We start from the raw sequence: 26,414 nt of genomic DNA, 5'->3' as shown, positions 1-26,414 counted from the left end.
CGGCAAGGCATAGATGCCCCGGACTCTTCCGGGAAGCATCAGTGAATAGAGCGTCGATCGGCCGCCAACGGCCAGGTTCTTGCGGCCATCCGTAACCAGGGGGCCAGCATAGAGCGCAGGTGTCGACGGCCCCGCGACTTCGGTCTCGTGAGTGAGCACGACCATGGTCTCAAGCTCTGCCAGCATCGCGATTCCGGGACGTGCCCCTCCCTTGAGCCAGGAGTAGACAAAGATGCCCACCGGATACTTGTCAGAATCCTGTGGGCATTTCGTGGCGACGTGGTGTGACCCCGTGCCGAAGGGCGGTCACAAGATCGCGCGGAACTCGATGGTCACCACGACGCTGACCAGATACTCAATTGTTGTTGCGAGCGTCGGCACGATCGTGTGGTCGATGCCGACGACGGTGGGGGCGAAGATGCTACCGGTCAGCGTGGTCTCTTCGGCTGCGGCGGTGCGGGCACGCTCTTGGCATCCCTCGACGAGGGCTTCGACGACTTCGGAGACCTTCTCGGGTGAGTCGACGGTACGGGTGGCCGCGTAGGCGATGACATCGTCGTGCAGGGAGGTCGGGCTGCTCATGATCTCAGTATCGTCAAGGTCGCGGAACGGGTGTCGGAGCGGGCTTCATGGCTGCTTCGAGTAGGGGAATCGGTTGCGGCTTCACTGGGGGTCCTCGACCTCGGCGCTGCTGATGGTGTCGATGAACGTGCGCCCGTGGCGGTCGATGGTCGTGACGTTCTGGCGGTAGGTTTTCGTCTCGCCGGAGGGCCTACGTTCGAACACGTCCACAAGGTAGTGGGTGGGCTGCTGTTGGGTGATTGTCAGGCAGTAGACCGTGGAGACGGGGATGGTGTCGATGCCCTGTTGGATCGTCGTCGCCGAGTACTCCGGGGACTCCGGGAGCACCATGGCCCGGACCTGATCACCCGAGCGTGCTCCGTAGTACGCGTGCTGGAAGGCGAAGACCGCCGCAACCCCACCGGCCGTGCCGCCGGGCCCGTTGCCGCGATACACGTTGCCCTCCAAGGTGTTTGGACAAGGACCGCCTGATAGAAAGTTCGCCGGGGTCGTTGTCACCACCGGTGGGGGAGCACTCGGCAGGCCAGGAAGTGCGGTGTGCGTCTGCCCTGCAGCGCTCAGCCCCAACCCCAGCGCGCTGAGACCGAGCGCACCCACGGCCGCCGAGATCCCCAGCATCAGATGCCGGGGACGGCGCGTCGGCTCGGGGTCAGTGTTGCTGTCGCCCGGCGCCGCCTCGACGGGCTGCTTGGGTTCGGGCTCCGGCGCGGCTTCGGGGACATGCACAGGCGAGAGCACCGGTGTCCAGGGCCCCGAGGGAGGGGCCGACCGATCGGTGGTGGCGTTCATTCTGATCTTCTCCTTGTTCAACGCCCGCGACCGAGACTGCGGTGTGGTGCGGTGGTGGTTGTGGTTGAAGCTGCCGGGGGCAGCGCGGTGCCAGCGAAAGCCGTTGTCGTGGCGATCGGGGTCAACGGTCCGCTGGCGGCCCGCAGCGACTGTTCACCACGGCGGGCCTCTTGTAATGCGGCAAAGGTCGGCCGCCGACCATCACCGCGCGCTGCGGCAACATCTGCGCCCCGACTGCGAGATGGCGAGGCTGCCGGTTCGGGTGCGCTGGCTTGGCGTACGTAGCGCACTGCCGCCTCTACCACCGCTCCGGTCTTGCGGGGATCGCCGTTGGGAAGCGAAGCCCATTGCGGCGAGCCCAGTTCCGGGATCTCGCCTCGCCGCTGGGCGCTCCTCAAGTACGGGGCGGCCCATTTCTGCACAGCCTCTACGCTCAGGCGATCCGCCGCACCGGGGTGACGAAACCCCGGCTGCACAGCAGCCGCCTCCTGTTCTGCCACCACGTCGGCGCGCAGCACACCGGACAGCGATTTGAGCTTGTCGGGGCGGAATCCGGTGAACCGAACGTTTCCGGCTTCGACCACGGGGGCACCACGAAATCCCATGCTCAACAGACGCTCTCGCGCATCAGGGTCCTGAGCGACATCGACGACCCGATAGGCGAACCCGAGGTTGTCGAGCGTGCGTTTGGTGGCATCGCACTGCGGGCACTGGGGTTTGGTGTAGACGGTGATCTCTACGCCCTCGTGTGGTGGCGTTTCGGTCTGTGGCATGGCTGGCTCCGAAATCTGTTGGTTGTCTGTCGCGTGGGTCGCCGCGGTTTCGATCGCGTAGTCGGCCCCGATCTCTGGGACCCACACCCACCGCCACCCGGTCTCGGGGTCGAACGAACGTCGAAACGCACCTTCCAGGGTGTTCTCGGCCTCGGCGAGGATTGCGTGGGCGGTCGGGAATCCCTGATCGAGCTGGGTATCGGTGACCGGCACGAGTTCATCGATGTCGTGACCGAGGTCGAAATGGTCGCTGAGGTCCTTGCCGGTGGCAGCCTCCACGACCACCACTTCCCGCACCAGGCCGATCAATAGCCGTTGGACCTCGGCGGCGTGGCGGTAGCCGGCCTCGTCGCGGTCGGCCACGATCACCACCCGCGCCGCACCGGCGAGTTGGCGGGCGTGGGCGCGCCAAAAGGCACCCGCCCCCATCGCGTTGCAGGTGGCGACCAGTCCCGCCCCACGCGCCCGTTCCACGTCCTTTTCGCCCTCGACGAGGAAGATCTCCTCACCGTCGGCGATGGCCTGTGCCACTTCGGGCAGGCGGTAGAGCGCCGGGGCGAAACCGCCCTTGTGCCACCGGCCACCGGCGTCGACCCTGCGCTGGAAGAACATCTTGTCGATGCCCCGTTCGTGTGGGACATGTATCCGCACGACTTCGCCGAGCGGAAGGCCACGCTGGTCGGTGTAGAGGTAGGTCGCGACCTGGTAGCGGGGGCCGACGATTTTGCCGAGGCGTTGCTTCTTCGACGGTTTCGCCGGATCACGTGCACTCCGCTGTTCCGGTTGCGACTCGGGTCGAGGGGGTCGGGGTCGAGGTGGTGTGCCAGGCTCCCGGACCCATTGCCTGTCCCAGATCGCGTTGCCGGGCAGTCCGATGGCCGCTAGGACCTGCGTGTCGGGGCAGCCGGTGAAGCACCGCACGACCGTCTTGGCTTTGTCCTTGTTGTGGATCAACCCCAAGCTCGGGTCTGTGTCCTCGTGCGCAGGGCAGCAATACATCGTCCACTGCCCGCGCTGAGACGCCGGGCCGGGCAGGCGGTTGTGCTCGAATGCCCACTCGTCGAGAGCGCGCGTGATTCGGGCGAACGAAGCACGCGAGGCGGATGTATCGGCCACGGCACACCACCTCCACAATTCCTCAAGTATCGAAAGTATCTAAAACAGCTAAAACAGGTCATGAAGGGCTGACGCCCCCACCGGGCGGGCGGCTCAGCGGCGCTTGGTCCGACCCAGCAGGCTCGCCAAGGTCATTCCCGCCGCTGCGCCCGCCAAGCCGCCCGCGACTCCCCGCGCCACGCGACCCGTCCGTCTGCGTGCCCGGGGTGGACCCGGATTCGGGCGTCGGTACTTCACGGCGATCACGACGACCGCGATCAGGATGGCAACGGCCGGGTATATCAAAAGGATCGACATTGCCGACCACCTCGTCTTTCATTCATCGTCCGGCCGATCGCCGGGTCATGGTTCTAATGTATCGAAAGCATCCGAAGTCATTGCTGGGGTTCGCTGATCGGTCGAGATCATCCGCTGTCGCGCTGCTGCTGGGCCTGGCGAGCCGCATCGGACCACTCCTGGCAGAAGGTCAACGCCGCGGTCGGGGAGAAGCCGGGGGCGCATTCTTCCCGGCCCAGTGAGCGGTCGGGCGTCCGGTGGAGGCTGGGGCCGCAGATGTACCACGCCCAGCGTCCTTGATCGGGCCGTTGGTCCAGCGTTCGGGGGCTCTGTGGACCGATGAGGAACCAGTGGCCCCCGATGTGCAGCGCGCTGACATCGTAGGTACCCGCCAGGGTTCGAAGGGCCCGCCACCAACCGCCACCGTGCGCCCTGACGAGCAGCGCCAGCCTGATCGCACGGCAGTAGCTCAGTTCCGCGCGGATAGCCCATGCCGCAGTGGTGAGGACCCGGCCAAAGAAGCGGGCATTGCGTGACCGCACCTTCATCGGCTGCGCCGCGCGAGGGCGGCCGGTGCCCCAGCTGCGGTGACCGGGGCCGTGTGGAAGGCGAACGAGCTGCGGGCGACCGCGTGCGCGTCGCCCACTCGGGCACTGTCGGCGATCAGTTGCTCGACATGGCGGGCATGGCGTCGGGCAGTCGATTCGTGATCGCTGCGGTGGCGAGATCGCCCCTCGGGCAAGCTATCTCGCTGAGCTCCAGCGTCCACCTGTGCGCCTGGGGCGTCGGCCCGATCGAAATCGTCGTAGTGGGCACGCCACCGTGGGTCGGCGCCGAGCACGCCACGATGCTCGCGCAAGTAGTGCGCCAGCGCGTTGTCCGCGCGGGCCACGGCTTCGGCGGAGCCGTCATCGGGACTGATTCGCACGAGCGCACCGTGTTCGTCGATGTCGATGTAGGAGGTGGCGTTCGCAGCGGTGTGTGCCTGCTCGAGCACTGCCTCGAGGTAGCGGGCGGTCATGGTGACCGATTCCGGGGTCTTGCGGTCGGGGGAGATGAGTGGATCGGGCATCGGATCGATCTCTGTCCTTTGTCGAGGGTTGGTCGGTTGCTGGGCTTGCGCTCAGATCCCCAAGCATCTATTGATGCTAGAGACTCGATTGTATCGAAAGAATCTAAAGGCTGACCGAGCTGATCGATGTTCGCTAGGTTCGTCCAGGTCAGCGGCCTGAAAGCCAGCCTTCGCGCGTGGTCGCGCGAGTCGGGCCGCCAGCGGGCTCGGATGCGCGAGTGGGGCGCGCAGATGCGTCAACTGTCGGCGATGTGTCGCTCTTGCCTGGCTCGCCAGTGCGGGCGGTCTCGGAGTGTCGATCCGATGGTGCAACCGGTTGGAAACGCCACGGGCGCCCAAGTTCTTATAAGAACTTGGGCGCCCGTGGGGCGGGTGTGGTTTCTGTGGCTATGGTGCCGCGACCGTCTTGGCGGACTCGATCGGGGTGGCGGGTGTTGTCGCCGGTCGGGGGAGTTGGTCGGCCAGGGCCTCTTCGGCCCAGTCCGACCACGCCGGGTAGAGCTCGGCCTCGGCCCACCAGGTGGCTCGTGCGTCGGCCATGATCTTCGTGTCGCCGCTGTACGAGCGGCGCGGTCGGGTGCCTGCCTGCTCGGGTGGAACGCGTCGACCGGGAGGGAGTCGGTCGGGAGCGGGTTCGTATTCGGTCAACCCCAACTCCGCGCGCTTGCGTGCAGTCTTCGAGGCGAAGGCCGCGTCCAGCCATCCTGCCCAGGTGGGGAATTGGCGAATCTGCTTCTGCCACTGCTTCTTCGCGTTGGACCAGACGTCGTTGCTACAGGAGAAGTTCGTCCTGCCCTTTGTCGGCATCTCCGTCTCGTCGGACTGTGTGTCGGCCACGGGTTTCCTTCCCTCTCGACAGCAGAACGCGCATCTCGGTCCGCGGTCGGCTTCCCGCCGCATCTCCGATGGTTCCAGTGTATCCAATGGCCCGATCGCATCTAAAGCGGCGAGCGCCCGCCCCGTACCAGGCCGCTTTAGGTTCTCCCGATACTATCGAGTCGTTCGATACATTAGAGTGCATCGAGTTCATCTGCGGAAATCGTCCCAGGTGGATGTTCTCGACACATCAGCAACAACGGAACCATTGGGGCTGGTGAGATGCGCCGCCCCGCCGTCGAACACGGAGGCGACTATGGCGCGGCGACCGCGAAGAATACAGATCAGCGAAGACCAGCTGAGCCTGGAGGCACTATGGGGCGACCCGAACCCGGCACCCTCGACCGTCGACCACCGAAAGGACAACGAACGCGATGATCATCGACCAGGTCAGGACCTACTACACGACGTACCTGCCACGAACGACGCAACTGCTGGAGGACCCGCAGACGCGCTTCCAACAGCTGGCAGATCAGATCAGTCAGCGAATCGAGCAGATCTCGACCCAGCTGGAAACCGACGCGATCACCCCCGGACAGGACTACCTGCAACGGGTGGGAACGCTGAACACGGTGCGCGCCCAGGCGACGGAGATGGCCTTGGCCGAGCTGCTGTACTCGATGCCCCCGGAGAACCAGGACGACCCGCAACCGAGCCGGACCGAGCGCGACCTGCTGGTGATGCAGCAGGAGGAGCGAGCGGTGGAGCAGCGCCTGGAGATGGAGCCGGGCAGCCCGGAGGCGAGCGAGTGGGATCGCCGGTATCCGCATCTGGTCGAGGAGGTCCACTGGATGCTGAGCGACCACGACGAGTTGACCGCCCAGCAGAAGCGCGAACAGCTGGCGCTGATCTTGGAGAGGCAGGACGCCGCGCGGCCAGCGCGGTAGAACTCGGCTCCAGCACGCAGGACACCATCGTCACCGTCGGTGAACGGGACTACCTCATCGACGGTGTGCAGACGTGGGAAGTCGGCCGCGGCGAGTCCACTGGCGCTGACGCGCAGTGGACTCGCCTCCGCGAGGTCGGCACGGCGACCAGTGGTGCCGAGGCCGAACGTCTGGCACGGGCCGATGCGATGTTCAGCCGGGTCGAACTGGCAACGCTGCGGTGCACGATCGAGGACGAGGCGTACGCCTACGGTGGCTACAACCGGCCACCCGAGATCTTCAACCCCTCCACCGCACCGCGATACCTCACCGAGGGGCCGCTGAAGGCGCTGTCGGCGGGGGAGCGATTCGGGCCGACCTGGTTGTGGGTCGAGTGCTACCTGCGGGCCCACCCAGACCTCTACGACGAGACACCCGCCTCGGTCCAAGCCCGCCAGTACGAGCGCGCACATGCCACAGGGCCGATGGTCAACGCGGCCGGTGGACACCTTCGGGCGGGACGGTTCGAGCAAGCCCGCACGCTGCTCGACCAGGCTCAGCTCATCAACCCCGCCGGCACCACCGACTACGTCGAGATGCGCTCGCGCATCGAGCGGCTGGCGGGGTTCGTTGACAAACTCGGGCTGTCGGCCCACGAACGGTTCGGCGGAGTGCACGGACAACGGGCGCACGTCGTGGTCGGTGAACACACTTTCCTTCTCGAACCCAAACGCGGCCAGTGGATCGTTCACCCCGGCGCTGACGCCGACGCGGCGCCGATCACCGAAGCGCTACCCGTGCGCGAAGTGATGCCTCGGATTCGTGCCCATCTGGCCGAGCGCCGCGAGCCGGGGATTCCCGCCGCAGCTGAAATCGTCGGCACCGAAACGAATCTCGCTACACCGCGTACTGATCTGCGAGAACCCGCTGTCCTGGTCGAGGACGCGACGACTTCGTTGCCGATCCTCATCGAGCACACCGCCGAAGGCACGCTGGTCCGTAACACCGACAAAGCGAACCTGCAACTCCGCCAAGCCCTGCACGACGCCAAATTCCAGTGGTCACGGCCCCAGAAATTCTGGTATCAGCGGCGGGCGACCGACTTCGCCGTGCGCACCCGCCGCGTCGGGTACCTGCGAGCCTCGCTCACCAGACTCGGCCTGCCCTTCACCGAGACCGGGGCCGCGACCACCGCCGACACTGCGCCCCTCGCCTCCGGCCACGCGGTCACAAAGCCGCAGACCGAACGCACAACACCCATCGAATCGTCGGAGGTTAAACAGGATTCGACCGCCCTGGCATCGCCGCCAGCAGCCTCCAACGGTGCGACCCCTGCCCCTACGCCGTCCGAGCCGCAGGCACCGACGGCGGTGCCTGTTACCACCGACCAGTCACCAGCGACACCACCTCGGACCGAGGCGGCCACCGGGCCGGTCACAACAGCGAGGGCCAATGCGACCGGTCCCGTGAACGCGGGATTCCGTCGCGCCGAACGGCTTCCGGCACCCGAAGTGGAGATCCCCCGGTCGCCACAGCGGCGCATCGAGGCGAACCTCGCGGCGATCCAGACCATTCAGGTCCTCGAACGCGACAATCGCACGCCGACGCCGGCCGAGCGAGAAACGTTGGCGAAATGGACCTCGTGGGGCGCCGCCGCCGCGATCTTCGACGTCGAGCGTGAAGAGTTCCGCGCCGACGCCGAATCGCTACGAACCCTGATCGGCGACACCGGATGGAAGCAGGCCAACCGCACCGTCCTCAATGCCCACTACACCGATCCGATGATCGTGCGGACGATGTGGGATCACCTCCAATCTCTCGGGTTCGTCGACGGACGAGTCCTCGAACCAGGTTGCGGTGCAGGCGCATTCATCGGACGTGCCCCGGAATCGGCGCGCGTGACCGGTGTGGAACTGGACTCCACCACCGCTCGGATCGCACAGGCGCTCTACCCGCACGCCGACATCCGGGTCGAATCCTTCGCCGACACCCGTCTGCCCGAAGGACACTTCGACGCCGCAATCGGAAACGTGCCGTTCTCCTCGACCCGGCTCCACGATCCGGTGCACAACACCGGCGAGCACAGCATGCACGACCACTTCATCCTCAAGTCGATCGCACTGACCAAGCCGGGCGGTGTGGTGGCGGTGGTGACCAGCTCCTTCACTCTGGACAAGAAGAATCCATCCGCCCGTCGTGAAATCGCCGCTCACGCCGACTTCCTCGGTGCGGTCCGCCTGCCCAACGGCACACATCGGCGAGTCGCGGGCACGGACGTGGTCACCGACATCCTGATCCTGCGCCGTCGAGATGGCGCGCCACGCCAGCTCGGTGGACCGTTCGAGCTGGCCACCAGCACCGAAGTGCCCTTGGCTCAAGATGCCGGTGAGGCGGAAGTCGTCGTCAACGAGTATTTCCTCAACAACCCCGACATGGTTCTCGGTGAGCTACGGGCCGGAACCAGCATGTACGGCGGATTGGCAGTCGAGGTGCACGGGCGCGGCGACCTGGAACAGCAACTCCGTGAGGCGCTTGATCGCATCGCGCGGCAAGCCCTGAGCGAGGGCATCGCCCATCAGCCCCGTGAACTGGTAGCCGGCGAACGGCGTGCTGCGGCCAGCGCACCCGGTGACGCGAACGAATTCCCTGGCCACCTGCGCGCCACAGCACAAGGGTTCGAGGCACTGCATGTCGACGGCACCTACAGCGAGCTGACGATCCCGAAAACCCAAGCCGAGGAACTGCGAGCATTACTGGGGTTGCGCGACACCGCGGTCGCCCTGCTGGAGAACGAGGCCGCCAACGCCGAAGACTCCGACGAGATCGAAGCCCTGCGCACCCGACTCAACCGACGCTACGACCGCTACACCGAGCGATTCGGACCGATCAACCGCTGCACGTGGCATCCGACCGGACGCGTCGATGATGCGGGTGAGCCGGTCATGTCGGTCCGTCGCCCCCCGGTCATGCGGGTATTCCGCGACGACCCGCACGCCCCGATCGTGCTGGCGCTCGAGGACTACGACGCCACCACCGACACCGCGGTGAAGATGGCGATCATGCGCCAGCGCGTCGTCGCGCCGCGCACCCCGCGCACCGGAGCGGACACCGCCGAGGACGCGGTGGCGATCTGCCTGGATACGCACGGCCGCATCGACCTGCCGGTCATCGCGGGCCTGCTCGGCAGCGACGACGACCAAGCTCGCGCGCAATGCCGCGGTCTGATCTACCCCGACCCCGCCGAGGACGGCCGCTTCGTTCCCGCGGCGGAATATTTGTCGGGCAATGTCCGTCTCAAGCTCGACCAAGCCCGTGACGCCGCCGCCGCGAACCCGGAGACCTACAGCGACAACGTCACCGCGCTGACCGGGGTCATCCCCGTCGATCTCGGACCAGCCGAGATCGACGCCCGACTCGGCGCGGTATGGATCGACGCGCCCGACGTGCAGACATTCCTGAACGAGGTCCTCAACGACGACACGATCACCGTCGAGCACACCAAAGCGGGGGAGTGGAAGGTCACGGGCGGCCGTCGCGGCATTCTGGCGACCCAGGAATTCGGCACCGCCCGCGTCCCGGCACCCAAAATCGCCCAAGCCCTGCTGCGCCAGGCTCCGATCCGCGTCTTCGATCCGGACGAAAACGGTGAGTCACGCATCCCCAACCCAACCGAAACCGAAGCCGCCAACGAGAAGGCCGAACAGCTCAACGAACGGTTCAGCGAATGGGTGTGGGAGAACCCGGTCCGCGCAGCGCGGCTGAGCGAGGAGTACAACCGACGCTTCAACAACCTCGTCTTGCGCAACTACGAGACCGACGGGAAGATGCTCAGCCTGCCCGGCCTGTCCCGGGTCTACACCCCGCGCCCGCACCAGCGGGCCGCGGTCGCCAGGATGATCGCCGAGCCGAATGTGGGTCTTTTCCACGCCGTCGGCGCGGGTAAAACGCTCGAGATGGCGATGGGCGTCATGGAACTCAAACGCCTCGGGCTGGTCAGCAAACCAGCGATCATGGTGCCGAACTCGATGCTCGATCAATTCGCCAGGGAGTTCTTGCAGGCGTATCCGCAAGCGCGCATCCTCGCCGCCGGCACCGAGGACCTGGCAGGGGAGAAACGACGACAGTTCGTCGCCCGCGCAGCGACCGGCGATTGGGACGCGATCATCTTGACTCGCGGGTCATTCCAACGCCTCGAGGTCGCACGCGACACCGCGCACTGGTACTTCGACCGCGAGATCCAACCGCGCCGCGAGTATCTGGCCGAACTTATGGCGGGCGGGGCCAAACGCACGACCGTCAAACGTATCGAGGACGCGATCCTCAAGTCCGAGGAGAAACTGAAAAAGAAGGTCGGCGGCCCGACCGATCCGGGCATCACGTTCGAGCAGACCGGTATCGATTACCTCGTGGTCGATGAGCTGCACGACTTCAAGAATCTGGCCACCGACACCCAGATCGAGTCAGCCGCCATCGCCGGAAGCCAGCGGGCGCAGAAGCTGCACATGGTCGTGGAGTACCTGCGCGACAAGCACGGCGGGCGCGCCATCACCGGCGCCACGGCGACCCCGCTCGCGAACAGCATCACCGAGGCGTACGTCGTGCAGCGCTACCTCCGCCCGGACCTGCTCGAAGACGCCGGAATTCGCAATTTCGACGAGTGGGCGGCCACCTTCGGCCGCACCCGGACCGAGCTGGAGATGTCGGTCGACGGCAATTCGTGGAGTCTCAAGACCCGACTGGTGGGCTTCCGCAACGTCATCGAGCTGCAACGCATGTTCCATGTCGCCGCCGACGTGAAATTGCCGGAGGACTTGAAGCTCCCGGTGCCCAAGCTCGCCCGTCGGGCCGACGGGGAACGTGCGCCAGAGGTCATCTCCGTCCCGGCTACCGACACTCAGCTCGAATACGTCCGGGAACTCGGTGAACGGGCGCAAAAGGTGAAGTCACGCGCGGTTGACCCCACCGTGGACAACATGCTCAAAATCTCCTCCGACGGTCGTGCCGCAGCTCTTGACCTGCGCCTTGTCAAGTCGCTCGGCCTCGGCTCTCGCTCCGTATCGGCGCACGAGGATCGCCCGATGTTGGACATCGCGGAGGGAGGCGCCATCGCCAGACACCTCCACGCGAAGTCTCCGAGTCCGGCCACGGCGAGGTACGTCGCGCTCTACTCAGCGATGTCGCGCCACCAGCCGGACGAAGAGGTCGGTGAAGATCAGTTCGGCCTCAAGCTCGAAGCAGCGGCCGACTGGATGTTCGACAAATGGCAAGCCGCCAAGGACCAGGTCTTCCTTGGTCGTGACGGACAGCCCCACCCTCGCCGAGGTGGCCTCGTCCTGGCGTTCTGTGACCTGGGAACACCAGGCGCGGACTGGAACGCCTACGACGAACTCAAGTCCAAGCTCATCGCACGGGGCGCACCGGCGGACCTGTTCGCCTACATCCACGACGCGAAGAACGACAAGGGAAAGGCGGCGCTGTTCACCAAGGCCCGTAACGGCAGCATCCAGTTCCTTTTCGGCTCCACGTCCAAGATGGGCGTCGGCGTGAATATTCAGGACCGGATGGTCGCCATGCTGCATGTCGACTGTCCATGGCGGCCAGCCGACATCGAGCAACGTGACGGGCGTGGCATCCGCCAGGGCAACCAAAACGCGGAGATCGCTGTTGCTCGCGCCGTCACCGAAGGTACGTTCGATGCCCGCATGTGGGCAGCTCAGTCGCGAAAAGCGGCCATGGTCAACCAATTTCTGAAGGGGTCGCTCACCGCCCGGGAGATCGACGACATCGGCGATGCGGCGCTCAACGCCAACGAGGCCCTCGCTATCGCCAGTGGCAATCCGCTGGTGCTGGAGAAGGCCGAAGTCGACATCGAGGTCACTAAACTCGAACGCTTGCGCCGAGCCCATCAACGTAGCCAGTCGCTGCTGCATATCCGTATCCGCGACGCGGACAACGCCATCCCCGGCCTCGAAGCCGAGAGCGATGCCTACACCAAGGCAATCGCGCACCGAACGCCGACCAAGGGCGACGCCTTCGCAGCGAAGGTCAGCGGTCGCTTCTTCGACCACCGCGGCGACGCTGGCGACGCGCTTGCCGCACGACTGTCCAAGCTGACTCAGGACCCCCGCTCGGTGTGGAAGGAGTTCTCCGATCAGGGCGTAGTAGAGATAGCGGGTTTCACCCTTGACGCCCGCAACGTACCCACCGGCCGCGACGCCCACGTCGCGGTGGTGTTCTCCGAGATCAGCGCCGATCTCTACGTCACCCTCGATGGGAAGACCCTGGAAAAAGGCGGAGCCGGAGTGATGCTCAGGCTGGAGAACGCCGTCAACGGTCTAGACAAACGACTAGACGTCGCGACAAGCCGACTGGCCACCGAACGCACGGAACGGGAGCGCTCCGAACAACGTTTGGGCAAGCCATTCGAACACAGCGACCGCCTTGACGCACTACGGGAACGGCAGAAAGCGATCAACCAGGAACTGTTGGGCAGCAACGAGATCCGGCCGGAGGCAACATCGTCAGGAGCGAACGGCCCCGCCGACGAGACCGACTTCATCCAATCAGCCGCGATGCACGACGCTGCGGCGATGGTCCGTCAATTCGGTGGTGCTGCGGTCGTCATCGGTGCCAACGGAACCTCGATCCTCACCAATCAGGGCCGAGCTCGATGAACCTTCAGGTGACGACAGGTAGGGGCTTGGTTCCTACTTCTGCCTGCGCTGGTTCCGACGCTGTTTTCCCGCTTGGCGCCGCCGGGCCGCAGTTTCAGCCCGTTCAGCCTCCGAGGGCCCCGCCGTCGATGGGTCGTCAGCGGCCGGCCCGAAATTAGGGGTGTCGGGATCGCTTTCGTCGAGCAGTTTGGTCAGCTCACGCACTCACCGTCTCGCAGACTCTAGTTCTGCTATGGCAGAGCCACCCAGCCGTTCCATGGTCGCCCGCCGCGCCGACCACGGAGACAATCGACCCGGTGTTGCGCCTGCTCAACGTGCGCAGGGTTCGCCGCAGCGCTCTGGACGGCCATCGACGTCATCCGCAATTCCCTGATATCGCGCAGTAACGAGAACCCGGCCCACTTGGTGACGTCTGTCCCGTAAGCGTCGCAGAACTGAGCGTAAGTTGTGGCGGAAATCCACCCGAAAGAGCTGTGCTTGATCGCGGTCGACGTTAGATCCCACTCGGGTGGACCGACCGATGCGCGTTCCAGGTCGAGGAACAGAGTCGTCCGGTCGTCGGTTGTGACCACGTTGCCCTCCCATGCGTCACCATGAATCGGTGCCCAGGGTAGACCCGGTGGCAACTCAGCCCACCCCGCTCGAAGGTCAGCCAGACGAGCGCGTAACCACTGCCGGTCGTCGGGCTTGAGGGTACGGGCGGCGTCGATTCGTTCGCCGACCCGGACGAATGGGGCGATCTCACCGAGGAATGGGGGTACCGCCAGGCGGTGAAGAGATCGCAACGCCTCGGCGATCTCACCCACACTGCCTGGCCGATGTGGTGGCAGCTCTCGCCAGAACGTGACCGGCCGTCCATCGACAACGACGAAGTCCGAACCGCAGCCACCCGGTTCGACAGCGGGGACGTCGTTCGTGTGAAGCCATCGAGCGACCGTGAGTTCGCGTTGCGCCGCGTCGGCCTGGCCGTCACGGGCAACGCGCACCACCAGCTGCTGCTCGGAAACTCGGAAGATCCCGTTCTCAGCGACCTTGATCGGAATCAAATGCGGTTGCACGAGGCCCATTTCGGTGCAGGCAGTTCGTGCGATCTGCTCGATGTCGACCTCGTTCACGCGGTTGTCGCCGTCACGCGTACGCCTGCTTGATCGGCGTAGCCGTGGAGCTCTTGGACGTCCTCGGCCGCACGCCGCGAGTGCAGCGCGTTCGCGCCCGTGAGCGCAGCCGACCCAATCGACTTAGCCTCGTCCGGGTCGCCGGTTGCCATAACCAGTGACGCCAGCTTGATCGACGACATCGTGCGGGATCGTGCCGCCAGATCGGTATGGCCTTGGACCGCGGTGGAAAGCCGAGTCCGCGCCTCGCTGACGAAACTGCCATGTATCGCGATGTCAAATAGCGCGTGACCGGTATCGCCCGCGTGCTGAGCGTGGTCGTAGTAGTGCATCCAGACCGGATCGTTGTCTGGTGAGGAGTTGGTGAAATGCTCATCTGCGTTGCCGACTGCGGTGAGCACCCCCTGTATGTCGCCCAGCTTCGCTCGGACGCGAGCTTCGGTGGTGCACAGCATTGCTCGCTCTGTTGCAGTGAGTTGTGGCGCCAAGGCGAGTGCCTCCTGGATGTGTCCCACGCCGTCGTAAATCCGACCGGTCCAGATGGCGTGGCGGGCCATCGAGGACAAGACCTTCGCGTGCAGGTGGACGGCGCCGGCGTCTTTCGCGCATTTTCGCGCGAGTTCGAACGCCTCCGTGGCGTCCGAGTGTATGCAGGCGTCGAATGCCACGAAGGCGCTGGTGTGCGCCAGCGTTCCGACGGCGAACTCCAAGTCTGCTCGGTCGGCTGGGGCGCAGTCGGCGTGCAGATAACCCTCGGCGATGCGTAGTTGAGTCGTCACGACATCTCGCACGAGCGCGCCGCCGTACTCGGCGTCCCATCGCGCGAAAAGAGTTGCAGCGTCCCGGATTTGCGCGATCTCAACTGGGCCGACTCGTGAAGGTATTGGCGTGGCTCTGGCCTCGTCCAGCAGGCGCAACATGCTGGACGGAGACGCTATGGCGCTGGCGGCGGTTGCTGCGGCTGCCCGCAGAAATCCTTGGCGGTCCACGTCGTCCACCGTAGCCCTGCGTGGGAGTCGAAACCACAGCAGTTCCTCGGGGATGTGCAGTAGGGTCGCCCATTTGACCAGCTTGGACAACGCTTCGGGGGCATCGCCGGTCTCGATTCGGCTCAAGGTAGCCTGCGCGACGTCGAGCCAGTTCGCGACGTCGAGCTGGGCGATCGTGGTCTCGTGCATGGGGTGTGTTCGCCAGGCGTAGATCACCCGGCCGATGTGCCAGGACGCCAGTGCATCCCGCATATGGTCGCTAGCCCAGAACTCAGCCGACATCACCGGCGCGCCGACAGCCGGTGCTGATCGCGCGCAACTGCCGCACGATGTGCCGGTGTTGAATCGGCTCAATCGGCTTCCGCAACCCGTGCAGTCGCGCCCGTCCTCGCTCGTTCGCGTCATCCGCCCCGCTCCAGCGATCATGCTGTCCCCAACGGTTTTTCAGACGGTACCACCACCGATACCCAGCGCGTATTGACATCTGGTGCTATTCGTAAGGGACACCTCAAATGTGTTGCGCAGGGAGGCGCGACCAGCGAGGCGTCAGTCGAGACTCTTCAGCGCGCCGGCCCATGGAACCGGGTCGCCCTCGTTGACCCGGACGAAGCGCACACCCCACTCAGCGAGATTCGCCAGCGCAGCAGCTACCGCTGGAAACTCAAATTGTGTCGCCCGCGCATGAGGTACCGCCACCACGGGCAATCCGCCGCCGACCGTTTCGACGAGCAACGCGAGCGGCAACGTATCCCCGATTCCCGCTGCCCATTTCGCCATCGAGGACGTGGTCAGCGGTGCCACAATGACCGCGTCGGGAAATGGAAGCAAGTCCTTGGTTCCCGGCGCCTTGAACTCTGAACGAACGGGGTAACCTGTCTGGACTTCCAGCGCCTCGACGTCGATAAACCGAGCACCATTGGGGGACGCGAGAACACACACCTCCCAGCCGTCGGCCTGCGCTAGAGCCACCAGTTCCCCGACCCCCTCGGCCCCACCGGCCCCCGTTACGATCGCGTACAGAACCCTCGTGCGCTCACTCATGCCCCCCATCATGGCAGGCAATATCCGACAAGTCTTCGCCTATCGAGGCACCGCTCCAACCCGTGAAGCGAGCTTGCCGAGATCGCCGGTGATGAGCTCGCGCCCTGCCTTGACCATCATGTCGCCCACCAGCTCGTGCACCGTCGACATCTTGCGCACTTCGTGAGGTGCGATGTGCTCGGCGCGCAGCAGCGCTTCGAGGGACATGACGTGGTCGTCGCGCGCAGCCGCAGCACGGCCAACCTCGACGAAGTACTGCGCGGCCCGGCCGACAGTCGGCAACGATCTGGGATTGAGCCGGCGAGCGAGGTCGAGCACCCGCTCCGGTGAGTGCTCCATCGCCACCGTCATGTTCCACAGCGCAACATTCGCCGAGCCGAACGAGACGTTGCCGACGATCGTCGTCGGATCGTCGGCAACCGAACGATCGAGTCGTGCTGCGTACTCAGCCGCCTGGCCCAGGTGGTCGTGTGGGTTTCCTCCCATGGTCGCGGTCACCAGCGCCGCTTGCAGGTGCAGCATTCCCACGGTTTGGATCTCGGGCGCGGTGGTGGCGTCCGGTCCGACGAAGGTGGCGGCGCGAACAGCGCAATCCAGGGCTTCCTTCAACGATTTCGGTCTCGCCAGGAGCACCTGGCTGCGTACGTACGCCCCGGAGGCGATGCCTTGTCGACTGTCGATTCGTCGCGCGGCCGACTCTGCGGCCAGTGCGGCTGACCACGCAACCGCGAGGTAGCCGCGGGCGCGCATCGCCACCGAGGTCTCAGAGGCGACTTGGGCCAAGGCGTCCCACGCGAGACTGCGATCGGCGGATCTTCCGCTGTGCGCCTGTCGGTACAGCTCGGTGATCAATGGTGCCAATTGTGGTCCGAGTGTTGCATAGTCACAGGCCATTTGGAGTTTGGTGATACGCCTACCCAGTGCCACTAGTTCGGCGATCTCGCGTACAGGTCCATCGTGTTCGACATTCCCGGCGGCCCAGAATGCGGTTTCGATGTCAGGAACCGAGGCGTCGAATTCGTCAGCCTCGACCGCGTTTGCTGGCACGCTCAGTGAGCTCTGGCCTGGCGAACGTCGGGGCAGAAGATCGTCTGCGGTTGCCGCCGCGACGGCCGATGTCGCGAGAATGAGCAACTGTCGACGGTCTACTTCGGCAGCGGCATCCATTCGTGGGAGTTGGAACCACAGTAGTTCCTCGGGGATGTGCAGTAGGGTCGCCCATTTGACCAGCTTGGACAGCGCTTCGGGGGCATCGCCGGTCTCGATTCGGCTCAAGGTAGCCTGCGCGACGTCGAGCCAGTTCGCGACGTCGAGCTGGCTGATCGTGGTCTCGTGCATGGGGTGTGTTCGCCAGGCGTAGATCACCCGGCCGATGTGCCAGGACGCCAGTGCATCCCGCATATGGTCGCTAGCCCAGAAGGCGGCGGACATCACGGGCGCGCCCACGGCCGGTGCTGTTCGCGCGCACCTGCCGCACGCGACACCGGAATTGAATCGGCTCAATAGGCTTCCGCACATCGTGCAGTCGCGCCCGTCCTCGGTCGTCGGCATCATTCGCCTCGCTCCCGCGATCATGCTGTCCCCAACGGTTTTTCAGACGCTACCACCGCCGGTACCCAGCGCATATACGAGCGCTGCATATCCGCAGCCGGCCGATATTCGTTGCGCGTATAGCCATTTGGTGCCCATCGCCGTCATTGTCGGTTTGTCCGTTACGAACTCTGCGGAAGGGGCGACATGGCGCTATCACTCGTGGTTCCGATCCTCGGTCCACCATCGTCTGGCAAGACCACACTGACGCTCGCACTCGGAAAAGATCCCGACCGACACGTGTTTCGGCTGCGCGAACACGTACCGGCCGAAGTCGTACGAGCGACCGCCAGCGGCGGTCCGCGACACCTCGGATGGATCGATGAAGCAGTCGTCGCCCCGGCCGTCCGCGTCTACGTGGAGACGGTAGTCGCGGACCCCCGGATTCATACCGTCCTCATGGACAACTACCCCGGCACCGGCGAGCAGGTCGACACGCTGTTGGACATCATCTCGTCCTGTGCGCCGGGCTGCTCGGTCGAGCCGATCGAACTCGTGCTCGATGCGAAGGCTCGCCGGAGGCGGGCACAGAAGCGCCGAGTTTGCCACCGATGCGAGCACGATCCGGCAGCAGACCCGCGCATTCCGGCAACTCCATCGAAGGTCGGCGGCTGGGTCTGTGTGAACTGCAATGCGCTCCTGCACCCTCGCCGCGGCGACGCACCAACACTGTTCGCCGCCCGCAGTCGACGCCACCACGACACCGTCGACCGGGTGCGCGCCGCATTCGACAACGCTGGCATCGCCACCAACACGCTCGACGCTGCCGCCCCGGCACCCGCAGTAGCCAGCATCGTCGAACCGTTGCTGATCGCAAGGAGCAAAACAGCGTGACCACTTCGAGCACCACACCGTTGCCCTTCCCCGCTGTCCGGCCGTTCCGACCCGAGACCTACGGCCTTGAGACATATGGGCACGCCAGAATGCCGCGCAACATCACTCAGCCCGAACCGAGCCGCGTCGACAAAGTCGCCTACGGCCGCTTCCGCAACCTGTACCTGTACATCACCGAAGCCTGCCAGCTGCGGTGCGACCACTGCTACATGGGCGAACGCCTTGAGCGCGCGTTGAAGATGACGCCTCAGCAGATCACCGACACCCTGACCACCTGGCGCCAACTCGGCAGCGACAAGCTGACCATCCTCGGCGGCGAACCGACCTTGCACCCGTGGTACGTCGATGCCATCAAAGCGGCCCGCACGATCGGCTACCAGCACGTCATCACCACCACCAACGCCCAGAAGTTCGCCCGGAAGAAGTTCGCCCAGCTCACCCCCGCCGACTTCGCCTACGTCCAGGTCAGCATGGACGGCGGCAGCGCCGCGACCCACGACTCGGTCCGCGGCGAAGGAACGTTCGAGCAGGCGATGGAGACCAGCACCGAGCTGTGCGAGCGAGGATTCGACACCCGCATCATCTGCACGGTCAACAAGGCCAACGAGGGCGACGTGCTGCGCCTGCTCGCCATCGCCGACGAGATCGGCGCGAGCCTGGTGAAGTTCCACGTCTTCTCGACCATCGGCACCGGACACGGCAACGCCGAGATGGCCATGACCCCACCGGAGTGGGTCGACTTCTGCCACCGGCTCGAACAGATCGCACCCAACTACAAAACGCGCGTGTGGTTCCAGCCGACCTACGCGCGCGTTGACCAGATGAGCCGCTACGCCGACGAGGGCTACCAGGGCTGCATCGGCCGGACCCTGGACCGGATCTCGGTCTTCCCGGACGGTCGCGCCTACATCTGCAGCTACCTGTTCGACACCGACATGTACTTCGCGAAGATGCAGGACGGGCAAGTCCTCATCAACCGTGACACCTCCGGCAACGAGTTCGACCTGTTCACCCTCCCGCTGACGAATAGTGCCTGCGGCGGGTGCAAGGCCACTGCGTGCCTGGGCGGCTGCCCCGCCGAGAAGGTCGTCATGGGCGAATCGTCCTGCGAGGCGTACCCCGACATCGTGCCCGTCTGCCGACTGTGGAAGTCCAGCGCCAAACCGGAATAGGAGAACACCGTGACCACCATGGAAACGATCATCGAGCCCTTACGCGCGGTGGACTGGAACGACGTCGAAGCCGTCGACGCGGCGACCAGGAAGGCATTCGACCAGATCGCCGGAGCCAAGTACCTGCTGCGCCGAGCCCTCAACGCGCTGCCCGACAACACCGACCTCACACCGCTATGCGAGCACTACGACATCCTCGACAAGATCGTCCTGCATGACGACCCGTACAGCGGAATCCGACTGCGGCTGCACATCTTCGGGCCCGGCTACATCGACCGCCCGCACAATCACCGCTGGACCTACGCCGCCAACATCCTGCGCGGCCAGTACCGGCACCGGATCTACAGCCCGACCGAACTCGACTCGGACACCGACGTCTCCACACTGCGCGCCATCCACGTGCGCCACGAGCAAGTCGGCGCCAGTTACGCACTGCACCACAGCGCCATCCACGCTGTGGTCGCCGAGCCGGGCACCGTGTCGCTTGTGCTGCGCGGACCCGCGATCAACGACCGGTTCCTGGTCATGGATGCCAAGACCGGGAAGTCGTGGTGGCAGTACGGCGCCGCCAAGGAATCCCTCGAAGACGCGGCGAAGAAGCGTATGTCGCCACAGCGCCTCGAGGAGCTGGTCGCCTTGCTCGGTGAGTGGAACCTCCTCTGAGCAAGGCCGGGGAACGGTGGGGTCGTCGAGAGAGCAGTGAGAGGCGGCGCCCCCACCGTCACCTACTACCAGCCGTACAGCGAAATGACCTCCCCGGAAGCGATGCGATCCAACGCTTCTCGGCAGTACGGGATCATCTCGGCAGGCAGCGCATCGACTGAGAACCACTCGAGCGCATCGCACTTGTCCGGCTCGAGGTTCACCGGCGCACCTTGCCACCGCGCGACCCGGAAGAAGAACGCTACCCGTCCGCCCGAGGACGAGTTGTGCATGACGTGCACGAACTCGACATCGTCGGCGGCGATCTCGACGCCGACCTCCTCGATCGCTTCACGAACCAGCGCGTCGACGATGGATTCGTCAGCTTCGAGATGGCCGCTCGGCGGGTGGTAGGCGCCATCGGCAAATCCCGTGCCCGCGCGCCGGCCGAACAGAATTCGTCCCTCGTCGTCGGTGAGCAGCAAGTGCACATCGCCAATCAGTTTGTGCCTCACCATGCTGGCCACAGCCATAACCAACTCCTCTCTCACACGCACTCGAACTGAGCGCGAGCCCGACCGTAAGCCAATCACCGCCAATTGACTATGCACACAACGCATATCCGAGCCCGCCCGGAGTTCTCATGACGACCGAACCCTCGCTCTACCACCTCGGAGATCCACTGCGGATCATGCCCCGCCGCACCCCGGAGAGTGTCTTGGCGGTCATCACCTTCGGTGACGCGGCCGAACTCGGCCGCCGCGACGCGCGCCTGCCCGCCAGCCAGCGGACCGGATACCGCCGCCAGGACTTCGTCACCGCCACCGCCCGCCACCGGATGCAGGAGGAGTGATTCGCGTGCCACCGACTCATGATCGAGACAGCGAGCGGCCAATGATCGACTCTGACGGGTCGGCACCGACGCGAGCACTGGGCTACGTCATCGACCCTGCCGAAGGCGCAGGCGTCGCCTGGGATACGGGAGTTCTCGCCTGGGCCGCGGAGCGGGCCGGCTGGGAGTATGTCGGCACCGCCTCATCGGCGCCGAAAGACGCCGACCCGATCGGCGATCTGATCGCGGCAATTCGTGCCGCGCGCGCCCATGTCGTGATCGTTCCCGGCCTCTTCCATCTTCATGGCGAGGTTCCCGGCGAACTACTCAGGCACGCTCGCGTGTGCGACGAGACCTCCGGCCGTGTCCATTCATTCGACGGGGCGACCACCAGCATTCCTCCCCGACATCACCGTCCCGACATTGCTCGATCAGACGAACATCCAGACGGGGAGGAGCGCGCGGTGGCCCTGCGACTCTGGCAACCAACGGACCGCTGGCCACCGCCATAGCCGACATCGACGCCGACCAGCACTCGCCACAACCCGGATATAGGAGACGGACGGTGCGCATCCCGAGCATTCTGCGCGGTAGAGGCATCATCATCGGCGTTCTCGAAGGCAACGGCCAATCCCCGCCCGAGATCATCGAACTCGCGCTGCTGCCTCTGGCCGGCGATGCGGCCGAAGTCGAAGGAATCAGGTCGTGGCTCATCCGCCCCGCCCTTCCGATCACGCCCATAGTGACCAAGCGCGTCCACGGCATCTCCAACGCCGACGTGCTCACCGCACCGCCGTGGTCCGAGGTCGCCGATGAGATCGAAGTCGCGCTCGGCGACCGGATTCTCTTGGCGCACAACGCAGATGGTGATCGACGTGTGATCTCGGCGCACCTACCCGAGTGGCGGCCGGAGATGGTCATCGACACTGTCCGGCTCGCCAAGGCTGTCTGGCCGGACTTGTACGGCGGATACTCGCTGGAAGATCTCGTTCGCCACGCACAGCTCGACCGGCACGCTATCCCCGGCCAAAGGCAGCACCGCGCAGCCTGGGACACCTGGGCGACCTGGCAGCTGTTGGCCAGGTTGGTTGAAGACAGCGGCTACGGATGGGACCAGCTCGTACGGGCCTCAGCGCTCAACTGGGGCATCGCGGCCCCGGAACCGGCGGGTCTGTGGTGATCACTTCCGCAACTCCGACAGATCCGCCCGGCGCACTACCCGCGACGGAAGTGCCCAGAGCGACCGACCGCGCCGAAGCCGACATCGACCGCCGCCTGCTCGAGCGAATCCACGAGGTGCAGAGCTACATCCAGGATCTCGTCGACTGGGGACTCGTCACCGACGCAGCAGATTCGAGCGACGGAGGTTGAACCAACTGAATGGCCTTGACCCGACGACCCGTGAGACCCCGGACACCTCACCGCGGTCACGCCCTGCGAGTCAAGGCGGCCCCGGTCAGCCGTTTCTCGGCGGCTACCGGGGCCACCCCGAACCTGCGAGATTCACACCGAAGGAATTATCGCCATGAATGCGAAGTTCGACACCACAACCACTCCCACAAACAGACGCTCGCACCGCCACCGAAGGATCGCGGCTGCTGCGCTGGCGGATCTTGCTGCGCTGGCAGCATTCGCGGTGGCGATGGCCCCGGACGGGACCGCGCAGCCGACCGCGTTCAGGTGCGAGGAAGCTAGCAGCCCTGACCTGGTCACCGGGCCGGCGCCGGTGACACCACCAGCGGGCCGAACGCGATCCTGGGCTTCCAGAGCGCGTACTACACGGATCGTTCTGCCGATCAGGCACGACAGTTCCTCACGCCCGAATCGGTCATCGGTCACCGGTTGCAGGCCGGGATCGACGCTGTCGCCCCGGCACCCGCTACTGCGTGCGCATCTCGCCGCTGCCCGACACCGGGGATTCGCAGTGGTGGTCGGTGGCCGTGACCGAGCACCAGCCCGGCGCCGACCCCGACACCTGGATCGCATTTCAGACGGTGACCACGCGCACCGTCGACGGCGTGACCTTGATCAGCGAGATCGTGCAGGCCCGACCTTCTTAGGCCGATCCAGCAAATTCGAGCGAGGGAGGCTGACGTGTTTTGGGGCATCGTTTTCGCCGGCGGTTTGGCTATCGGAATTGCGGCGTTGGTCCGATGCCTCACTCCGAGATCATTCGGAGACCTCGAGCCCAAACGGCGTACCCGTAGGCCGCCACAGCCGCTTTATCTCGTCGAGCTGCCGACCATGCTCGACCACTCCCTTCCCACCGAGTCGATGACGATCGCAGCGGCACAACGGGAAAGCCGGTTGCACGCGGAATGTCCTCCATGGCTGTGTCCGCGAAAGACGGCGGCCCTGGCTGTGCTCGACGCACATGGCCGCCGCACCCCCGCGCCGCCATCCATCCTCTGACACGGCGATTGCAAGACCAAGATCAGGAGAAAACCATGCTGCCAAACGCATCCCGAGCGAGCCGCCGATCCAGCGCCTGCCCGAGGCGGCGCCGGTCGAGCTGATGCGACGCGTTGCCGCGGGACTGCGCACGTGGACCCCGCCACGGCGCTGTGCCCAGATCACCGGCACTGCCTGGCAGCGTGACTTCATTTGTGCGGCATTTCCGCACAATCCCGCTCGGATCGTCGCCATCGCTGTGGCCGATTGCAGGGATGGGAGCGGCTCAGTTGCCGTGGCCATAGGTGCCATGGTCGCTGGATTGGGCTTTGAACCACAGGTGTAGCGCAGTGACGAGTTGCGGCTCGTTGGTCGTGTAATAGAGGCGGGCCCCGTCTGGGAGTTCCTCGTATCGGAGTGTGATTCGGGCGGAACCGGCGCGGAGGTCGGCCAGACCTGGCATGCGGTCACCGAGAATCGCTGCGGGATCGCTGAAATAGCCTGTGGCGAACTTGACGGCCTCAGACGTCAAATGTTCGCGGATGAGCCGGATCTGTTCGATGTCGCTCGGGTCGTGTGCGGTCACTGTTTGTCGGCCGCCGTCGGCGACGGGCTGGAACGAGTGGGTGGACTTGTCGAGATCGAAAGGCATGACGGCCGCACCGCGTTCGGCGACCTTGGCGTGCAGGTCTGGCAGCTTCGGCGGTGTGTCACGGGCGGATGCCCACCAAAGGCTCGCGATGGTGAGGACGAGCGCCAGGACGGTCAGGATGAGGGCGCCGATGCGGCGAGATAAATTGTCAGCGGTCATAGGTTGCTGCCGCTGTCAATATCGAAAGTGCTTGCAGTGCAGCGCCTCGTTGCGCTTCGGGTATGCGTTCGAACAGCGATTCCATGCGTTGGCGACGGGCTGTCGCGACAGCCGAGGCGAGACGTTCCCCGTCTGAGGTGAACCGCGACTCGACCATGCGACCGTCGCCGGCTCGGTGTCTATGGGCGTCTCGCCATGGCGGACGAACAACTGGACCGGACCGTCGAGAGCCGCCACGGGTTGCCCTGCTCGGCTCACCGTGAATTCGAGGACCGAGCCCGTCCGCTCCGGTTCAACAGCCAGGTCGACCGCGTAGTCGTCGATTGCCGTCGAACAGCAGATCTCCATTTCAGCGAGTCCTCCGTGAGTAGAGCTTCACCCCTGCGGGGCACAGGTACTCACCGTAGAGACGCGCTGTCCGCGTCGGAGGGCGCAAAGGTGTCAGAAACAGGACAGATCACGACAGGGCATCCGCCGCGTCCGCCACGGAACTCCGTGTCCACAGCCATCATTCGGTTGCTGTTGACCGCCGCTCAAGATGCCGGACTGAGCAGCGGTCATGCCGGACTCCCCGGACTGACCGGCGAGGCGCTGCGGGACGACCGGAACCGTGTCAACACGGAATTTTCGAACGCGTTGTGGGGCTGCCTTGTTCAAGGCAATAGCCCCGGTCGGGTAGGGGTGGAGCTTGCTAGGCGTGCCACTCCTGGCGAACTCGGCGTGTGGGACCAGTTCTTCACTGCGGGCGCGACAGTGCTCGATGGACTGCGTGATGCCACCACATATCTCGGCTCGGTCGCCGATATCGATCGTGAACAACTCGATGTGCGCACGGATGGGGATCTGATCGTCCTACGCCACCGGTCGCTGGATCTCGATCCCGAAGTTGCTGCTGCAGTGGGTGAATTTGTTGTTGTCATGGCCGTTGCGCGCATGGCAGAGGCTGCCCGGCGGCCGATCGTGCCGGTGCGAGTCAGCCTGGCCCATCGAGCTCCCCGGGGCTCTGCGCACCGCCTACTCGTCGAGCGACTCGGCACTTCGCGCATCGATTACGAATAACCGGACGACAGAATCGTCATTCTTGCGGCCGATGCACTGGCGCCGGTGCCGCATCCGAGGTCCGGGCTTCCGCAGATCCTGCGCGACCACGCCGACCTGCTCCTGGGCGGTGCGCGGGTCATCGGCGATTGGCGCACGATGCTGCGCGCCGTGCTCGTCGCGACCATCGCCGAGCGCTCGCCGACGCTCGCGGGGGTGTCTGCCCGGCTCGGAATCAGTCCCCGGACTCTGCAGCGACGATTGGACGACGCTGGCACCAGCTGGCGCGCCGAGGTCGACTCGGTGCGTGCCGAGCAGGCGCGGTTGCTCGACCTCGGCTTGTCGCAACGGATGGTGGCAACTCGGCTGGGCTACCGCGATGAGCGGAGCTTGCGCAGGGCTCAGCAACGTTGGTCGACCTCGTGACCGGAGTCGCGCTCATGATCTCCGCGCCCGAATCCCGAATGGTGTGAGGCCGCGTGGCTTGTAGATCGCCAGGACCATCGCGCACAGGAGGATCAGCGTGGCGGCGGCCGCGTGGATGACGAAGGTCGGTGCGCGCAACTGGTCGATGGCGGATTCGGGGCGTGCGGCGATGCCGGTGTAATGGTCGACGGTGCGTGTGTAGAGCAGCAGGATCACGGTAGCGATGACGTTGAGCAGGAGTTTGAAGAGCACCCAGTAGTGCCGGACCAATCCCCATGGCGTGCCGAGGGATTGAACAATTCCCGTCACCAGCGATGCCACCGAGAGCGGCAGCAGGACCCACCAGGCCATCGGCCCGGCGACAAGGTCTACCGCGCGCACCATGCCGACGTCGGAGCTGGTGACTCCGACGATCGCCACGATCAAGAACGCGACGACCGCGCCGAGCCAGCCGACCGATGCGCTGACGTGAACGGTCAAGGCCAGCTTGCGAACCGGCGGACGCATCG

General features: G+C 65.3%; 25 protein-coding genes and 1 pseudogene. 12 read left to right on the top strand and 14 right to left on the bottom strand.

The window, feature by feature from the left end; genetic code table 11:
• Positions 1 to 306: 306 nt before the first annotated feature.
• The 7 genes from NS1_RS19855 to NS1_RS19830 form a co-directional block, all read right to left on the bottom strand.
• Complete coding sequence (locus NS1_RS19855; RefSeq protein ID WP_062986765.1) at positions 307 to 582, bottom strand: hypothetical protein; 276 nt, start codon at positions 580 to 582, stop codon at positions 307 to 309.
• Positions 583 to 663: 81 nt separating this feature from the next.
• Complete coding sequence (locus tag NS1_RS41755) at positions 664 to 1,371, bottom strand: DUF8176 domain-containing protein (RefSeq protein ID WP_255284610.1); 708 nt, start codon at positions 1,369 to 1,371, stop codon at positions 664 to 666.
• A 17-nt stretch (positions 1,372 to 1,388) separates the two neighbouring features.
• Complete coding sequence (locus NS1_RS42270) at positions 1,389 to 3,260, bottom strand: glutaredoxin domain-containing protein (protein ID WP_062986762.1); 1,872 nt, start codon at positions 3,258 to 3,260, stop codon at positions 1,389 to 1,391.
• Positions 3,261 to 3,353: 93 nt separating this feature from the next.
• Positions 3,354 to 3,557 (bottom strand): hypothetical protein, encoded by a 204-nt coding sequence (locus tag NS1_RS40145; RefSeq protein ID WP_157125311.1) that lies wholly within the window; start codon positions 3,555 to 3,557, stop codon positions 3,354 to 3,356.
• Between the two features lie 107 nt (positions 3,558 to 3,664).
• Complete coding sequence (locus NS1_RS19840) at positions 3,665 to 4,084, bottom strand: hypothetical protein (RefSeq protein WP_062986760.1); 420 nt, start codon at positions 4,082 to 4,084, stop codon at positions 3,665 to 3,667.
• Positions 4,081 to 4,608, bottom strand: coding sequence for a hypothetical protein (locus NS1_RS19835; RefSeq protein ID WP_062986758.1), 528 nt, complete (start codon positions 4,606 to 4,608; stop codon positions 4,081 to 4,083). Before NS1_RS19835 ends, NS1_RS19840 begins: the two co-directional genes overlap by 4 nt.
• Positions 4,609 to 4,995: 387 nt before the next feature.
• Positions 4,996 to 5,445, bottom strand: a complete 450-nt coding sequence (locus NS1_RS19830) for a hypothetical protein (protein ID WP_062986756.1) — start codon at positions 5,443 to 5,445, stop codon at positions 4,996 to 4,998.
• A gap of 413 nt (positions 5,446 to 5,858) precedes the next feature.
• Between NS1_RS19830 and NS1_RS19825 the strand changes: the two genes are divergently transcribed.
• Together NS1_RS19825 and NS1_RS19820 are read left to right on the top strand one after the other, a co-directional pair.
• The gene (locus tag NS1_RS19825; protein WP_062986754.1) at positions 5,859 to 6,371 is read left to right on the top strand and encodes a hypothetical protein; all 513 of its coding nucleotides are present in this window, start codon (positions 5,859 to 5,861) and stop codon (positions 6,369 to 6,371) included.
• Between the two features lie 65 nt (positions 6,372 to 6,436).
• Positions 6,437 to 13,024: a helicase-like domain-containing protein gene (locus NS1_RS19820; protein WP_062986752.1), complete on the top strand. Its 6,588-nt coding sequence runs from the start codon at positions 6,437 to 6,439 to the stop codon at positions 13,022 to 13,024.
• Between the two features lie 230 nt (positions 13,025 to 13,254).
• On the opposite strand, the gene NS1_RS19815 is transcribed toward NS1_RS19820, so the two are convergent.
• The 4 genes from NS1_RS19815 to NS1_RS19800 form a co-directional block, all read right to left on the bottom strand.
• On the bottom strand, positions 13,255 to 14,139 hold the full coding sequence (locus NS1_RS19815) for a phosphotransferase enzyme family protein (protein ID WP_218019948.1): 885 nt from the start codon (positions 14,137 to 14,139) through the stop codon (positions 13,255 to 13,257).
• Positions 14,136 to 15,410 (bottom strand): helix-turn-helix domain-containing protein, encoded by a 1,275-nt coding sequence (locus NS1_RS19810; RefSeq protein ID WP_169812804.1) that lies wholly within the window; start codon positions 15,408 to 15,410, stop codon positions 14,136 to 14,138. The genes NS1_RS19815 and NS1_RS19810 overlap by 4 nt, the downstream gene beginning before the upstream one ends.
• Before the next feature lie 264 nt (positions 15,411 to 15,674).
• Positions 15,675 to 16,169, bottom strand: coding sequence for a flavoprotein (locus NS1_RS19805; protein ID WP_218019947.1), 495 nt, complete (start codon positions 16,167 to 16,169; stop codon positions 15,675 to 15,677).
• A 39-nt stretch (positions 16,170 to 16,208) separates the two neighbouring features.
• Positions 16,209 to 17,570, bottom strand: coding sequence for a helix-turn-helix domain-containing protein (locus NS1_RS19800; RefSeq protein ID WP_062986751.1), 1,362 nt, complete (start codon positions 17,568 to 17,570; stop codon positions 16,209 to 16,211).
• A 336-nt stretch (positions 17,571 to 17,906) separates the two neighbouring features.
• Here NS1_RS19800 and NS1_RS19795 point away from each other — a divergent pair, with 336 nt between their 5' ends.
• Genes NS1_RS19795 through NS1_RS19785 form a run of 3 tightly spaced genes read left to right on the top strand, consistent with a single transcriptional unit; the run spans position 17,907 to position 20,428 of the window.
• Positions 17,907 to 18,593: a hypothetical protein gene (locus tag NS1_RS19795; protein WP_062986749.1), complete on the top strand. Its 687-nt coding sequence runs from the start codon at positions 17,907 to 17,909 to the stop codon at positions 18,591 to 18,593.
• Positions 18,590 to 19,765 (top strand): radical SAM protein, encoded by a 1,176-nt coding sequence (locus NS1_RS19790; protein ID WP_255284609.1) that lies wholly within the window; start codon positions 18,590 to 18,592, stop codon positions 19,763 to 19,765. The genes NS1_RS19795 and NS1_RS19790 overlap by 4 nt, the downstream gene beginning before the upstream one ends.
• Before the next feature lie 18 nt (positions 19,766 to 19,783).
• On the top strand, positions 19,784 to 20,428 hold the full coding sequence (locus tag NS1_RS19785) for a hypothetical protein (RefSeq protein WP_062986828.1): 645 nt from the start codon (positions 19,784 to 19,786) through the stop codon (positions 20,426 to 20,428).
• Between the two features lie 65 nt (positions 20,429 to 20,493).
• Here NS1_RS19785 and NS1_RS19780 read toward each other — a convergent pair whose 3' ends face one another.
• The gene (locus NS1_RS19780; RefSeq protein ID WP_062986747.1) at positions 20,494 to 20,940 is read right to left on the bottom strand and encodes an NUDIX hydrolase; all 447 of its coding nucleotides are present in this window, start codon (positions 20,938 to 20,940) and stop codon (positions 20,494 to 20,496) included.
• Positions 20,941 to 21,050: 110 nt separating this feature from the next.
• On the opposite strand from NS1_RS19780, the gene NS1_RS19775 reads away from it, so the two are divergent.
• The 5 genes and pseudogenes from NS1_RS19775 to NS1_RS42710 all read left to right on the top strand — a co-directional run bounded on the left by NS1_RS19775 (position 21,051) and on the right by NS1_RS42710 (position 23,299).
• Positions 21,051 to 21,260: a hypothetical protein gene (locus tag NS1_RS19775; RefSeq protein ID WP_062986745.1), complete on the top strand. Its 210-nt coding sequence runs from the start codon at positions 21,051 to 21,053 to the stop codon at positions 21,258 to 21,260.
• 41 nt (positions 21,261 to 21,301) lie between these two features.
• Positions 21,302 to 21,751: a hypothetical protein gene (locus NS1_RS40865; protein ID WP_062986743.1), complete on the top strand. Its 450-nt coding sequence runs from the start codon at positions 21,302 to 21,304 to the stop codon at positions 21,749 to 21,751.
• A gap of 53 nt (positions 21,752 to 21,804) precedes the next feature.
• A complete protein-coding gene (locus NS1_RS40860; RefSeq protein WP_062986741.1) occupies positions 21,805 to 22,419 on the top strand; it encodes a 3'-5' exonuclease in 615 nt (204 codons plus the stop codon).
• Positions 22,420 to 22,469: 50 nt separating this feature from the next.
• Positions 22,470 to 22,610, top strand: coding sequence for a hypothetical protein (locus tag NS1_RS19760; protein WP_157125309.1), 141 nt, complete (start codon positions 22,470 to 22,472; stop codon positions 22,608 to 22,610).
• A 381-nt stretch (positions 22,611 to 22,991) separates the two neighbouring features.
• A pseudogene (locus tag NS1_RS42710) lies at positions 22,992 to 23,299 on the top strand (DUF8176 domain-containing protein).
• Between the two features lie 617 nt (positions 23,300 to 23,916).
• Here the strand turns inward: NS1_RS42710 and NS1_RS19755 are convergent.
• Positions 23,917 to 24,441 (bottom strand): hypothetical protein, encoded by a 525-nt coding sequence (locus tag NS1_RS19755; protein ID WP_062986738.1) that lies wholly within the window; start codon positions 24,439 to 24,441, stop codon positions 23,917 to 23,919.
• Between the two features lie 495 nt (positions 24,442 to 24,936).
• Between NS1_RS19755 and NS1_RS39155 the strand changes: the two genes are divergently transcribed.
• Both NS1_RS39155 and NS1_RS19740 read left to right on the top strand, forming a co-directional pair.
• Positions 24,937 to 25,500 carry an AraC family transcriptional regulator ligand-binding domain-containing protein gene (locus NS1_RS39155; RefSeq protein WP_169812803.1) on the top strand — a complete coding sequence of 188 codons (564 nt, stop codon included), beginning with the start codon at positions 24,937 to 24,939 and terminating at the stop codon, positions 25,498 to 25,500.
• 45 nt (positions 25,501 to 25,545) lie between these two features.
• Complete coding sequence (locus tag NS1_RS19740) at positions 25,546 to 25,905, top strand: helix-turn-helix domain-containing protein (RefSeq protein WP_062986732.1); 360 nt, start codon at positions 25,546 to 25,548, stop codon at positions 25,903 to 25,905.
• A 12-nt stretch (positions 25,906 to 25,917) separates the two neighbouring features.
• Here NS1_RS19740 and NS1_RS19735 read toward each other — a convergent pair whose 3' ends face one another.
• A complete protein-coding gene (locus NS1_RS19735; RefSeq protein ID WP_062986730.1) occupies positions 25,918 to 26,412 on the bottom strand; it encodes a hypothetical protein in 495 nt (164 codons plus the stop codon).
• Positions 26,413 to 26,414: the final 2 nt, after the last annotated feature.

It is taken from the genome of Nocardia salmonicida NBRC 13393, from assembly GCF_001613085.1.
Lineage (GTDB): Bacteria > Actinomycetota > Actinomycetes > Mycobacteriales > Mycobacteriaceae > Nocardia > Nocardia salmonicida.
This window is presented reverse-complemented; position numbering and strand designations above follow the sequence as displayed.